Source organism: Pseudomonas sp. TE21435, from assembly GCF_056279265.1.
This window is the reverse complement of the sequence record NZ_JBWBQZ010000001.1, coordinates 1,853,409-1,866,657: the sequence shown is the minus strand read 5'-3', so window position 1 is coordinate 1,866,657 and position 13,249 is coordinate 1,853,409. Positions and strand designations below refer to the sequence as shown.

Below are 13,249 nucleotides of genomic sequence, written 5' to 3'. Positions count from 1 at the left end.
AGATGTCCAAGTTCTTCATCAATCGGCCGAACTTCGCCTGGGTCGTGGCGCTGTTCATTTCCCTGGCCGGCCTGCTGGTGATCCCGGCGCTGCCGGTGGCCCAGTACCCCAGCGTGGCACCGCCACAGATCTCCATCACCGCCTCCTACCCGGGCGCCTCGGCCAAGGTGCTGGTGGAGTCGGTGACCAGCATCATCGAGGAGTCGTTGAACGGCGCCAAGGGCCTGCTTTACTACGAGTCCACCAACAACTCCAACGGCGTGGCCGAAGTGCTGGTGACGTTCGAGCCCGGCACCCAGCCGGACATGGCCCAGGTCGATGTGCAGAACCGCCTGAAGAAGGCCGAGGCGCGCATGCCCCAGGCGGTGCTGACCCAGGGGCTCAAGGTCGAGCAGGCCAGTTCCGGCTTCCTGCTGATCTACGCCTTGACCAGCACGGCCGGTGATCAGGGTGATACCACGGCCTTGGCCGATTATGCCGCACGCAACATCAATAACGAGCTGTTGCGCGTGCCGGGTGTGGGCAAGCTGCAGTTCTTCTCTTCGGAGGCGGCCATGCGGGTCTGGGTTGATCCGCAGAAACTGGTGGGCTATGGCCTGTCCATCGACGATATCAACAACGCCATCCGTGGCCAGAACGTCCAGGTGCCTGCCGGCAGCTTCGGCAGCACGCCGGGGGCCAGCGAGCAGGAACTGACCGCGACGCTGGCTGTGCAAGGCACCCTGGAAACGCCGGAGGCGTTCGCCGCCATCGTCCTGCGCGCCAACCCGGACGGCTCCAGCGTACGCCTGGGCGATGTGGCACGCATGGCCATCGGTAGCGAGAACTACAACCTGTCCTCACGCCTGGATGGCAAACCGGCCGTGGCCGGCGCGGTGCAGCTGGCACCTGGCGCCAATGCCATCCAGACCGCGACGCTGGTCAAGGAGCGCCTGGCCGAGCTGTCGCAGTTCTTCCCGGAAGGCGTTGAATACTCGGTGCCGTACGACACCTCGCGCTTCGTCGATGTGGCCATCGAGAAGGTCATCCACACCTTGATCGAAGCCATGGTGCTGGTGTTCCTGGTGATGTTCCTGTTCCTGCAGAACGTGCGCTACACCCTGATCCCGTCGATCGTGGTGCCGGTGTGCCTGCTGGGTACGCTGATGGTCATGAAGCTGCTCGGTTTCTCGGTGAACATGATGACCATGTTCGGCATGGTGCTGGCCATCGGTATCCTGGTGGATGACGCCATCGTGGTGGTGGAGAACGTCGAGCGGTTGATGGCCGAGGAAGGCTTGTCGCCGGTGGAGGCCACCATCAAGGCGATGGGGCAGGTATCCGGGGCGATCATCGGCATCACTTTGGTGCTGGCCGCGGTGTTCCTGCCGTTGGCGTTCATGTCCGGATCGGTCGGGGTGATCTATCAGCAGTTTTCCGTATCGCTGGCGGTGTCGATCCTGTTCTCCGGCTTCCTCGCCCTGACCTTCACCCCGGCGCTGTGCGCCACCCTGCTCAAGCCGGTGCCCCATGGCCACCATGAAAAGGGTGGTTTTTTCGGTGCCTTCAACCGCGCCTTTGCCCGCGTCACCGAGCGCTACTCGGTGATGAACAGCGCCCTGGTGGCCCGTGCCGGGCGCTGGATGCTCGCCTACGTCGGGATCCTGGTGGTGCTCGGCTACTCCTACCTGCGCCTGCCGGAGGCCTTCGTGCCAGCAGAAGACCTGGGCTACAGCATCGTCGACGTGCAACTGCCGCCCGGCGCCAGCCGGGTACGCACCGACCACACCGCTGAGGCACTGGAAAAGTACCTGATGTCGCGCGACGCGTTGGCCAGCTCGTTCATCGTCAGCGGCTTCAGTTTCTCGGGCCAGGGCGACAACGCCGCGCTGGCGTTCCCCACCTACAAGGACTGGTCCGTGCGCGGCAAGGAGCAGTCGGCGGAGGCGGAAACCGCAGCCATCAACGCCCAGTTCGCGGCCAATGGCGATGGTGCCATCACCGCGGTCATGCCTCCGCCGATCGACGGCCTGGGCAACTCCGGCGGTTTCGCCCTGCGCCTGATGGACCGTGGCGGCCTGGGGCGCGATGCGCTGCTGGCGGCCCGTGACCAGCTGTTGGCCCGCGCCAACGGCAACCCGGTGATCCTCTACGCGATGATGGAGGGCCTGGCCGAGGCGCCGCAGCTACGCGTGCAGATCGACCGCGAGAAAGCCCGCACCCTGGGCGTGAGCTTCGAGACCATCAACAGTACCCTGGCCACCGCCTTCGGTTCGGCGGTGATCAACGACTTCAGCAATGCCGGGCGCCAGCAGCGCGTGGTGGTGCAGGCCGAGCAGGGCGAGCGCATGACCCCGGAAAGCGTGCTACGCCTGTATGCACCCAATGTCAGCGGCGAGCAGGTGCCGTTCAGCGCCTTTGTCTCCACTCGCTGGGAGGAGGGGCCGGTACAACTGGTGCGCTACAACGGTTACCCGTCGATCCGCATCGCCGGTGACGCCGCGCCCGGCTACAGCACTGGCCAGGCGATGGCCGAGATGGAGCGTCTGGTCAGCGAGCTGCCACCTGGCATTGGTTATGCCTGGACCGGCCTTTCGTACCAGGAAAAGGTGTCCAGCGGCCAGGCTGCCGGCCTGTTCGCCCTGGCCATCCTGGTGGTGTTCCTGCTGCTGGTGGCGCTGTACGAGAGCTGGGCAATCCCGCTGACGGTGATGCTGATCGTGCCGATCGGCGCCTTGGGCGCGGTCTGGGCGGTACTGCTCACCGGCATGCCCAACGACGTGTACTTCAAGGTCGGCCTGATCACCATCATCGGCCTGGCGGCGAAGAACGCCATCCTGATCGTCGAGTTCGCCAAGGAGCTGTGGGAGAAGGGTTACAGCTTGAGCGACGCCGCCATCGAGGCCGCGCGCCTGCGTTTGCGCCCGATCGTGATGACCTCCATGGCCTTCATCCTCGGCGTGGTGCCCCTGGCCATCGCCACCGGCGCCGGTGCGGCCAGCCAGCGCGCCATCGGTACCGGGGTGATTGGCGGCATGCTCAGCGCCACCTTGCTGGGCGTAGTGTTCGTGCCGATCTGTTTCGTCTGGGTGCTGAAGCTGCTCAAGCGCAAGCCGGCCCCTGTGCAACACGCTGTCGAGGTGGCGAAGTGATGTTCATGGGTAAATGTGCACTACCGTTCGTGCTGGCCTTGACCCTGGTCGGCTGTTCCCTGGCGCCGACCTACCAGCGCCCGGAGGCGCCGGTGGCGGCTGCCTGGGGCGATGCCGCCGGCCATCATGGCAAGTCGGTGGAGCAGCTGGACTGGCAGGCGTTCATCGTCGATCCGGCCTTGCGCCAACTGGTCGCCACGGCACTCGACAACAACCGCTCTCTGCGTCAGACCCTGCTCGACATCGAGCAGGCCCGAGCGCAATACCGTATCCAGCGGGCCGATCGGGTACCAGGCCTGAACGCCGGTGCCTCCGGTAACCGCCAGCACCTGCCGGCGGACCTGTCGAACAGCGGCAGGGAAGGGGTCAGCAGCAGTTACCAGGTGGGGCTGTCGCTGCCAGAGTACGAAGTGGACCTGTTCGGTCGGGTCAAGAGCCTGAGCGATGCGGCGCTGGAGCAGTACCTGTCCACCGAGGAAGTCGGCCGTGCCGCGCGCATCGCGCTGATCGCTGATGTCAGCCAGGCCTACCTGACCCTGGACGGTGCCGAACGGCGCCTGACGCTGACTCGCCAGACCCTGGCCAGCCGCGAGGACTCGCTGGCCCTGGTCGGCCAGCGACGAGGCGCTGGCACGGCCACGGCGCTGGACCACCAGGAAGCGTTGGGGCTGGTCGAGCAGTCACGGGCTGAGCTGGAAGGCATCGTGCGCGAGCAGCGCCAGGCCTACAACGCCCTGGTACTGCTGCTGGGCAGCGCCGAGGCGGCCAAGTCGATTCCCGCCGAGCGGGCGCAGGCGCCGATGGTCCTGCAGGACATCGCCCCAGGCGCGCCGTCGGCGCTGATCGAGCGCCGCCCGGACATCCTCGCCGCCGAGCACCGGCTGCGGGCGCGCAATGCCGATATCGGCGCGGCGCGGGCGGCGTTCTTCCCGCGGATCAGCCTGACCGGCAGTTTCGGCACCTCCAGCGCGCAGATGTCCGGGTTGTTCGACGGTGGCTCGCGTAGCTGGACGTTCATGCCGCAACTGTCGCTGCCGCTGTTCGACGCCGGGCGCAACAAGGCCGGCCTGAACCTGGCCGAGGCGCGCAAGGATTCGGCGGTGGCCGCTTACGAAGGCACGATCCAGAGCGCCTTCCGCGAAGTGGCCGACGCCCTGGCCGCCACCGATACCTTGCGTCGCGAGGAAGCCGCGCGGCGTGCCCTGGCCGACACCAGCCGGGCGACCGTAACGCTGGCCAAGGCGCGCTATGAGGGCGGGGTGGACAACCACCTGCGCTACCTGGACGCGCAGCGCAGCGGCTATGTCAACGAAGCGGCGTTCATCGAGGCCAGCACCCAGCGCCAGCTGGCACTGGTCGATCTGTTCCGTGCCTTGGGCGGTGGCTGGTCGGCCCAAGGTTGAAATGCCTCCTTTGGTTGGGAAATCCAACCGCTTGGCCCCGGGGGGGATTTTTGCCCCGGGGCTTTTTTTGCGTGGAGTCCGGCGGGTGTTTGCTGGGGAAGTTGTGGTGCCTACAAGACCGAGCGCCGCCCGCGCGGCGCATCGCGGATGAATCCGCTCCTACATTTATTGCAACGTACCGAACCTGTCAGGCCATGGTTGCCAGCCTTGGCGCAAGGCTTGAGATAGGTGGGGCGGCGGCAAAGCCCACCGAAAAATCCCGTCGAGCACACAAGGCTAACAACCATGGTCTATCAGGCATGGCCACGTTGCAACGAATGTAGGAGCGGATTCATCCGCGATGCGCCGCGCGGGCGGCGCTCGGTCTTATAGGCGTTGCAAGGTTTGCGCCGGACACTCAAGCAATCAACATCAGTCCTGCAACAGATCCGGACTGTTGAAGTTACTCAATCGCGCATCGTCCTCGGCACACGCCAACCCCTGCACATTCACCTGCAGCAAAGCCTTCTGCAAACTCCGCTCACCCGCCTGCCAGGCTTGCTCCAGCAATGGCAACACGCGCCGGGGCAACACACTGAACATCGGCTGCCAATACCCACCCTGGCGCACCATGGCCGCACTGTCGTGCGCCACGGCCAGGCGCAGCAGGTCCTCGACCAGCGCCCGGTCGATGCGCGGCGCATCGCAGGCCAGCACTACCACCCATTCGTGCCGGGCTGCCCTGAGCCCGCTGATCACGCCGGCCAGCGGGCCGGGAAAGTCCGCTTCGGCGTCGGTGACGAGCTGGTCGGCGTAGATCGCGTAGGCTGTCTGGTTGCGGTTGCAGGAGATCACCAGGTCATCGCTCAGTGCCCGCACGGCGCGTTGCACATGCGCCACCAACGGCTCGCCGCGCCAGGGCACCAGCCCCTTGTCGCGCCCGCCCATGCGCTGGCCACGGCCGCCGGCAAGAATAAGGATGGAGCAGGGGGGGAGAACGTCGGGCATGAAAAAGGGTTCCGGGCAGTCAATGCCGGGAACCCTCCCATTTACCGCAGGGCTTGTCCAGTCAGCCCTGGTGGATGGCCACCTGCGCCGCCTTGGTCTTGCCGCGCCCGGCCAGGCGCATCACCACGACGAAGAACACCGGCACGAACACCACGGCGAAGGTGGCGCTGAGCATGCCGCCGATCACTCCGGTGCCGATGGCTTGCTGGCTGGCCGAGCTGGCGCCGCTGGCGATGGCCAGCGGCACCACGCCGAGGATGAACGCCAGCGAAGTCATCACGATCGGGCGCAGACGCAGACGCGCGGCCTGGATCGCCGCGTCCGCCGCATCGACGCCCTGGTCCACCAGGTCCTTGGCGAACTCGATGATCAGGATGGCGTTCTTCGCCGACAGGCCGATCAGAGTGATCAGGCCGACCTTGAAGAACACGTCGTTGGGCAGGCCGCGCAGGGTCACCGCGAGCACCGCGCCGAGCACGCCTAGTGGCACCACCAGCAGCACCGCGGTGGGGATCGACCAGCTTTCGTACAGCGCGGCCAGGCACAGGAACACCACCAGCAGCGACAGCGCCATCAGCAGTGGCGCCTGGCTGCCGGACAGGCGTTCCTGCAGCGACAGGCCGGTCCACTCCAGGCCTGCACCTGCCGGCAGCTGTGCCACCAGGCGCTCGATCTCGGCCATGGCCTCGCCCGAGCTGTAGCCGGCCGCCGGCTCGCCGGAAATCGACACCGCCGGGTAGCCGTTGTAACGGGTCAGCTGCACCGGGCCGGACTGCCAGCGGGCGCTGACGAAAGCGCCCAGGGGCACCATCTTGCCGCTGCTGTTGCGCACGTGGATTTTCAACAGATCTTCGACCTGGCTGCGCCGGTCGCCTTCGGCCTGCACCACCACCCGCTGCATGCGGCCCTGGTTGGGGAAGTCGTTGACGTAGTTCGACCCCACCGCGGTGTCGAGCACCGCGCCGATATCGGCAAACGACACACCCAGGGCGTTGGCCTGGCGGCGGTCCACTTCCAGTTCAACCTGAGGGCTTTCGGCCAACGACGCTTCGCGCACGTTGACCAGCACCTTGCTCTTGCGCGCCGCGTCCAGCAGTTGGTCGCGGGCTTCCATCAGCCCGGTGTGGCCCATGCCGCCGCGGTCCTGCAGGCGGAACTCGAAACCGGTCGACTCGCCCAGGCCGTCCACCGGCGGCGGCAGCACCGCGTAGGCGATGGCGTCCTTGAGCTGGGTGAAGGCCATGGTGGCGCGCTCGGCGATCGACTGCGCGCTGTCGTCGCCACCGCGCTCGGACCAGTCCTTGAGCGTGGTGAAGGCCAGCGCCGCGTTCTGCCCGCTGCCGGAGAAGCTGAAACCGAGGATCAGCGTGGTGTTGGCCACGCCGGGCTCTTCGGCGTTGTGCGCCTCGATCTGCTGCCCGACCTCGATGGTGCGTGCCTGGCTGGCGCCCGGCGGCAGCTGGATGTCGGTGATGGTGTAGCCCTGGTCCTCGGTGGGCAGGAAGGCGGTGGGCAGCTGGCTGAAGCCGTACACCAGCACGCCGACCAGCGCGGCGTACACCAGCAGGTAGCGACCGCTGCGGGCCAGGGCGTGGGTCACCCAGCGCTGGTAGCCGTTGCTCATGCCTTCGAAGCGGCGATTGAACCAGCCGAAGAAGCCCTTGCGCTCATGATGCTCGCCTTTCTCCAGCGGCTTGAGCAGGGTGGCGCACAGGGCCGGGGTCAGGCTCAGGGCGAGGAACGCCGAGAACAGGATCGACACTGCCATCGACACCGAGAACTGCTGGTAGATCACCCCCACCGAACCTTGCATGAAGGCCATCGGCAGGAACACCGCCACCAGCACCAGGGTGATGCCGACGATGGCGCCGCTGATCTGGCCCATGGCCTTGCGCGTGGCTTCCTTGGGCGGCAGGCCTTCCTCGGCCATGATCCGCTCGACGTTTTCCACCACGACAATGGCGTCGTCCACCAGGATACCGATGGCCAGCACCATGCCGAACAGGGTCAGTACGTTGACCGAGAAGCCCAGCACGTTCATCACCGCGAAGGTACCCATCAGCGCCACCGGCACCACCAGGGTCGGAATCAGCGTGTAACGGAAGTTCTGCAGGAACAGGAACATCACCGCGAACACCAGCACCATGGCCTCGAGCAGGGTGTTGATCACCTGCTTGATCGAGACCTTGACGAAGGGCGAGGTGTCGTAGGGGATGTCGTACTTCACCCCGGCCGGGAAGTAGCGCGCCAGCTCGTCGAGCTTCTGCTTGACCAGGGTCGCGGTTTCCATGGCGTTGGCGCCGGGCGACAGCTTGACGCTGAAGGCGCTGGTGGCCTTGCCGTTGAGGCGGGTGCCGTACTGGTACTCCTGGGCCCCGATCTCGACCCGCGCCACGTCACCGACAGTGACCGTGGAGCCGTCGGTGTTGGCGCGCAGGACGATGGCGGCGAACTCCTCGGGGGTGCTCAACTGGCCCTTGACCACCACGTTGGCGGTGATCTCCTGGGTCGGTCGGCTTGGCAGGTCGCCGATGCTGCCGGGGGCGACCTGGGCGTTCTGCGCGGCGATGGCCTCGGCCACGTCGTTGGGCGTGAGGTTGAAGCCAACCAGCTTGGCCGGGTCGATCCAGATGCGCATGGCCCGTTCTGAACCATACAGCTGCGCCTTGCCGACGCCCTTGAGGCGACGGATCTCGTTCATCACGTTGCGTGCGAGGATGTCCGACAGGGCGATCTCGTCGAGGCTGCCGTCCTCGGAGGTGAGGGTGGCCAGCAACAGGAAGCCGGTAGACACCTTCTCCACCTGCAGGCCTTGCTGGGTGACCGGGCGCGGCAGGCGCGACTCGATCACCTTGAGGCGGTTCTGCACGTCGACCTGGGCCATGTCCGGGTTGGTGCCGGGCTGGAAGCTGGCGGTGATGGTGGCGCTGCCCAGGCTGCTCTGGGATTCGAAATAGAGCAGGTTGTCGGCACCGTTGAGCTCCTGCTCGATGATGCTGACCACGCTCTCGTCCATGGTCGCCGCCGAGGCGCCGGGGTAGACGGCGTAGATTTCCACCTGCGGCGGTGCCACGTCGGGATACTGGGCCACCGGCAACTGCGGGATGGCCAGGGCGCCGACCAGGAGGATGAACAGGGCCACCACCCAGGCGAACACCGGGCGGTCGATGAAGAACTGCGGCATGGATCAGGCCCTCATTGGCCGTTGTGTTGGGCGACTGCGGTGGCGCCTGGTTGTTCGTCGACTTGCACCTGGTCGCCGGCCTTGACGTGTTGCAGGCCCTCGACCACCACGCGGTCACCCGGGGCCAGGCCCTCGCTGACGATCCAGCGGTCGCCCTGGGCGCTGCCCAGGGTCACCTGGCGTTCGCTGATACGGTCCTGCGGGTCGACCAGCAGCACCTTGGGCACACCGGCGCTATCGCGCAGGATGGCGCGTTGCGGCACGCTGATGCCCTGAGGCTGCACGGCCTGGTCCAGGCGCACGCGCACATAGCTGCCGGGCAGCAGGTCGAGGTCCGGGTTGGGGAACTCGCTGCGCAGGGTGATCTGGTTGGTGCTCGGGTCGACGCTGATATCGGAGAACAGCAGCTTGCCGGCCAGCGGGTAGGCGCTGCCATCGTCCTGGATCAGCGTGGCCTTGACCTGGTCGCGGCCCACCTGCTGCAGCTCGCCGGCACGCAGCGAGCGGCGCAGGGCGTTGAGTTCGCGGGTCGACTGGGTGACGTCGGCGTGGATCGGGTTCAACTGCTGGATGGTGGCCAGCGGCGTGGTCTCGCTCTGGCCGACCAGCGCGCCCTCGGTTACCAGGGCGCGGCCGATGCGCCCGGAGATCGGTGCGGTGACGGTGGCATAGCCCAGGTTCAGGCGCGCGCGTTCCAGCGCCGCCTTGGCTTCGCCGACCGCGGCGTCGGCCTGGAGGAAGGCGGCGCGGGCGTTGTCGTACTCCTGGCGGCTGACGGCCTTGTCCTCGACCAGTTCGCGGTAGCGCTGCTCCTGCAGGCGCGCCTGGTACAGCGTCGCCTCGGCCTTGGCCAGGGTGGCGCGGGCGCTGTCGAAGTCGGCCTTGAACGGCGCCGGGTCGATCAGGAACAGCACATCGCCTTGTTTCACGTCGCTGCCTTCGCGGTACACCCGCTTGAGCACCACGCCGGCCACCCGGGCGCGCACCTCGGCGGTGCGGGGGGCAAGGATGCGGCCGCTGAGTTCGGTGCTGATGGCCAGCGGCTGCACGGCAAGGGTTTCGACCCGGACCTGGGAGGGCGGGGCCTTTTCTTCCTGCTCGGCGGCGTCGTTGCAAGCGGCCAGGGAAAGGGTCATCAGCGCCAGCAGCGCCAGAGGGCGCAGGCGCAAAGCACGGAGCGTGGACATACGGATCTTCCAGGTTTGATCCAGCGTATGCTAAAGCAGCCGTTCGGGTGGCGGCTGTTAAGCTGTGTTGGGCGTGTGTGAAAAAGTGTTAACAATCGGCGGTGGCCCGCCCGGGATTCTATATCCTGCCTTACTTCAATCTTTCGTCAAATCCCCTTATGCCGAACATTCTCCTGGTCGAAGACGACAGCGCGTTGTCCGAACTGATTGCCAGCTACCTGCAACGCAACGATTTCCATGTCCGGGTGATTGCCCGCGGCGACCATGTGCTGGACGAATTCCGCCGGCAGAAACCGGACCTGGTGATTCTCGACCTGATGCTGCCGGGCCTGGACGGCCTGCAGGTATGCCGCCTGCTGCGCCAGGAGAGCCAGAGCCTGCCGATCCTCATGCTGACCGCCCGCGACGACAGCCACGACCAGGTGCTGGGGCTGGAGATGGGCGCCGACGACTACGTCACCAAGCCGTGCGAGCCCCGCGTGCTGCTGGCCAGGGTGCGCACGTTGCTGCGCCGCAGCAATGTCAACGAGCCGCGCCTGGACTGCGACCTGATCCAGATCGGCGGGCTGTGCATCGACCTGGCCGAGCGCACGGTCACCTGGCGCGGCGAAGAGGTGGAACTGTCCAGCGGCGAGTACAACCTGCTGGTGGTGCTGGCGCGCAACGCCGGCGAGGTGATGAGCCGTGACCGCATCCTCCAGCAATTGCGCGGCATCGAGTTCAACGGCACCGACCGTTCGGTGGACGTGGCCATCTCCAAGCTGCGCCGACGTTTCGACGACAGCGCAGGTGAAGCGCGCAAGATCAAGACCGTATGGGGCAAGGGCTACCTGTTCAGTCGCGTCGAGTGGGAGTACTGATACGCCATGCTGAAGATCCTGGTGCGGTTGTACCTGGTGATCATCGTCGCCTATGCCGGGGCGATCGCGCTGATTCCCGACACCATCGTCGGTTTGTTTCACGATCGCTTCATGGCCTACAACCTCGACCAGGCCAAGGGCGTGCAGACCCTGATCGTGCGCCAGTTCCAGCAGGCCCCGCGGGAGCAGTGGCCGACGGTGGAAAAGGAACTGGCCACGGCGTTCAAGCCGTTGGAGGTGCGCTTGCTGCGCATGGACGACGCCGAGCTGAGCAGCGAGGAAAAGGCCCGGCTCGAGCATGGCCTGTATGTGGTGCGCATGGCCGACTGGGGCTATTACGAAACGGCGCTGGCGCCGCTGGACCAGGACTGGCTGGTACGCCTGCACTCGCCGGACGACCCGCTGGACATCAACGTGCTGTCCTGGGGCGTGACCGTGCTGATCGGCGCGGCCATGCTCGGCTGCCTGTTGCTGTGGGTATGGCCGCACTGGCGCGACCTCGAGCGCCTGAAGGACACCGCCCGGCGCCTGGGGCGCGGCGAGATGTCCGAGCGCACGCATATCTCGCCGCGCTCGAACATCGGCGAGCTGGCCGGGGTGTTCGACACCATGGCCAGCGACCTGGAGCGCCACGTCAATCAGCAGCGTGAACTGCTCAACGCGGTGTCCCACGAGCTGCGCACGCCATTGACCCGCCTGGACTTCGGCCTGGTGCTGCTGTTCGACGAGGTGCCGCCGGCCAGCCGCAAACGCCTGCTGGGGCTGGTGGGCCATGTGCGCGAGCTGGACGAGCTGGTGCTTGAGCTACTGTCCTACAGCCGCCTGGAAAGCGCCGACCAGGCCCGCGAGCGGGTCGAGGTGTCGTTGCTCGAGCTGGTGGACAGCGTGCTCGGTGGTTTCGCCGAAGAACTCGACGATCGCGGCATCCAGTGGGAGGTGCAATGCGACACCGACCTGCCACGCTTCGTCCTCGATCCGCGACTGACTGCTCGCGCGGTACAGAACCTGGTGCGCAACGCCATGCGCTACTGCGACGAAAGCCTGCTGCTGCGTTTGCGCCTGGAAGAGGATGGCGCCTGCCTGGTGACGGTCGAGGACGACGGCATCGGCATTCCAGTCGAGGAGCGTGAGCGGATCTTCCAGCCGTTCTACCGGCTGGACCGCAGCCGCGATCGCAACACGGGTGGTTTCGGCTTGGGCTTGGCGATCAGCCGGCGGGCCATCGAAGGGCAGGGCGGCACGCTCACAGTGGCGCAATCGGCGTTGGGTGGGGCGCAGTTCAGGATTCGCTTGCCAGCCGGTTGATGCAGCGCCTGGGCCGGCCTCATCGCGGGGCAAGCCCGCTCCCACGCTGATGATGGACACTGGTGTGGGAGCGGGCTTGTCCCGCGATGGTCATTGTCCTGACAAGCTTGCCGACCAGGTCACGAAACGGTCCTTGCCCGTGTGCTTGGCTTCGTACAGGGCCTGGTCAGCCCGGATCAGCGCCGTGCTCAGGGTATCGCCGCTATCGATCCGGGCCAGGCCGATACTGATGGTCACCGGGTGTGCCCCGAGGTCCTCGCGCACCCGCTGGCACAACCTCGCAACTTGCTGCTCGGCGCATGTTTCATCCAGCCCCTGGAAGAAGATCGCGAATTCCTCGCCGCCCAGCCGGGCGATCTCGTGGCCGATCATCGCCGCCTTTATGTGCGCCGCCACGCGCTTGAGCACCTCGTCGCCGATGTCATGGCCGAAGCGGTCGTTGACCTGCTTGAAATTATCGATGTCGATCATCGCCAGATACTGTTCGCCGGCCTGTTGCAGCTGCTTTTCGGCCTTGGCCATGAACGAGCGACGGTTGGGGATGTCGGTCAGCGCATCGATATAGGCCTGCTCCAGCAGTACCTTGGTCAGGTAGAAGTTGTGCAGCTTGGCCTGGCGGATGCGCAGGTAGCTGTAGATCACCAGGCCGCTTAGGCATACCGCGTAGCTAATCAGCATCGCGCCTTCGAGCTCCAGGGCTTCGATACGCGTGTGGAGGAAAGGATTGAGCATGATCCAGGTGATGCCCATGGCGCAGAAGAACGACCAGCGTCGCACCGGTAGCACCGACACGGTGTACAGCACGGTAGAGACTCCGAGCACCAGCCATACCGGGCGCAGGGCGATGGGGATGCCCTCGATCACCAGGCGCATGGCCAGGGTGATCACCGCCACGAACAGCAGGTTGAGTACGTCGAAATGCTGGCTCCTGCGGGTGAAGCCCAGGACCACGGTGAGGCTGCACAGCAGGGCGATGAACATCCCGGACAGCCAGGTGAAGCCCTGGCCGCCGAGGTAGCTGACGATCAGGTCGAAGACCAGCCAGATGGCGATGCCGATGCAGAAGATCAGCAGGCAGAAACGGCGCATGGCCTCGAATTCGTGCTGGCGGAACTCGGCGCGCAGGGCGGCGGGGGCGACCTGCTGGCGGATGTGGGCTTCGAGGGTCTTGTACATGCTGGAGGATGCCCTC

Annotated in this window: 8 protein-coding genes; 4 read left to right on the top strand and 4 right to left on the bottom strand. The window is 66.2% G+C overall.

Annotated elements, in window-relative coordinates:
• Window positions 1-2: 2 nt before the first annotated feature.
• Together ACZ9C1_RS08250 and ACZ9C1_RS08245 are read left to right on the top strand one after the other, a co-directional pair.
• The gene (locus ACZ9C1_RS08250) at window positions 3-3,131 is read left to right on the top strand and encodes an efflux RND transporter permease subunit (protein ID WP_102682834.1); all 3,129 of its coding nucleotides are present in this window, start codon (window positions 3-5) and stop codon (window positions 3,129-3,131) included.
• A complete protein-coding gene (locus ACZ9C1_RS08245) occupies window positions 3,131-4,534 on the top strand; it encodes an efflux transporter outer membrane subunit (protein WP_476253857.1) in 1,404 nt (467 codons plus the stop codon). Before ACZ9C1_RS08250 ends, ACZ9C1_RS08245 begins: the two co-directional genes overlap by 1 nt.
• A 411-nt stretch (window positions 4,535-4,945) precedes the next feature.
• On the opposite strand, the gene mobA is transcribed toward ACZ9C1_RS08245, so the two are convergent.
• From mobA to ACZ9C1_RS08230, 3 genes are all read right to left on the bottom strand, one after another.
• The gene (mobA, locus tag ACZ9C1_RS08240; protein ID WP_476253856.1) at window positions 4,946-5,521 is read right to left on the bottom strand and encodes a molybdenum cofactor guanylyltransferase MobA; all 576 of its coding nucleotides are present in this window, start codon (window positions 5,519-5,521) and stop codon (window positions 4,946-4,948) included.
• A gap of 61 nt (window positions 5,522-5,582) precedes the next feature.
• Window positions 5,583-8,705 (bottom strand): multidrug efflux RND transporter permease subunit, encoded by a 3,123-nt coding sequence (locus ACZ9C1_RS08235; protein ID WP_476253855.1) that lies wholly within the window; start codon window positions 8,703-8,705, stop codon window positions 5,583-5,585.
• An 11-nt stretch (window positions 8,706-8,716) separates the two neighbouring features.
• On the bottom strand, window positions 8,717-9,892 hold the full coding sequence (locus ACZ9C1_RS08230; RefSeq protein ID WP_139670353.1) for an efflux RND transporter periplasmic adaptor subunit: 1,176 nt from the start codon (window positions 9,890-9,892) through the stop codon (window positions 8,717-8,719).
• Window positions 9,893-10,050: 158 nt separating this feature from the next.
• On the opposite strand from ACZ9C1_RS08230, the gene ACZ9C1_RS08225 reads away from it, so the two are divergent.
• Window positions 10,051-10,752, top strand: coding sequence for a response regulator (locus ACZ9C1_RS08225; RefSeq protein WP_476253854.1), 702 nt, complete (start codon window positions 10,051-10,053; stop codon window positions 10,750-10,752).
• A gap of 6 nt (window positions 10,753-10,758) precedes the next feature.
• The gene (locus ACZ9C1_RS08220; RefSeq protein WP_102682828.1) at window positions 10,759-12,057 is read left to right on the top strand and encodes an ATP-binding protein; all 1,299 of its coding nucleotides are present in this window, start codon (window positions 10,759-10,761) and stop codon (window positions 12,055-12,057) included.
• Between the two features lie 90 nt (window positions 12,058-12,147).
• On the opposite strand, the gene ACZ9C1_RS08215 is transcribed toward ACZ9C1_RS08220, so the two are convergent.
• Complete coding sequence (locus ACZ9C1_RS08215; RefSeq protein WP_277504755.1) at window positions 12,148-13,233, bottom strand: GGDEF domain-containing protein; 1,086 nt, start codon at window positions 13,231-13,233, stop codon at window positions 12,148-12,150.
• Window positions 13,234-13,249 lie beyond the last annotated feature (16 nt).

Excerpts from the sequence above, each read along its gene's own strand:
- ACZ9C1_RS08220 (WP_102682828.1), top strand. The coding sequence starts at position 10,759 with ATGCTGAAGATCCTGGTGCGGTTGTACCTGGTGATCATCGTCGCCTAT.
- ACZ9C1_RS08245 (WP_476253857.1), top strand. The coding sequence starts at position 3,131 with ATGTTCATGGGTAAATGTGCACTACCGTTCGTGCTGGCCTTGACCCTG.
- ACZ9C1_RS08235 (WP_476253855.1), bottom strand. The coding sequence starts at position 8,705 with ATGCCGCAGTTCTTCATCGACCGCCCGGTGTTCGCCTGGGTGGTGGCC.
- ACZ9C1_RS08250 (WP_102682834.1), top strand. The coding sequence starts at position 3 with ATGTCCAAGTTCTTCATCAATCGGCCGAACTTCGCCTGGGTCGTGGCG.
- mobA (WP_476253856.1), bottom strand. The coding sequence starts at position 5,521 with ATGCCCGACGTTCTCCCCCCCTGCTCCATCCTTATTCTTGCCGGCGGC.
- ACZ9C1_RS08225 (WP_476253854.1), top strand. The coding sequence starts at position 10,051 with ATGCCGAACATTCTCCTGGTCGAAGACGACAGCGCGTTGTCCGAACTG.
- ACZ9C1_RS08230 (WP_139670353.1), bottom strand. The coding sequence starts at position 9,892 with ATGTCCACGCTCCGTGCTTTGCGCCTGCGCCCTCTGGCGCTGCTGGCG.
- ACZ9C1_RS08215 (WP_277504755.1), bottom strand. The coding sequence starts at position 13,233 with ATGTACAAGACCCTCGAAGCCCACATCCGCCAGCAGGTCGCCCCCGCC.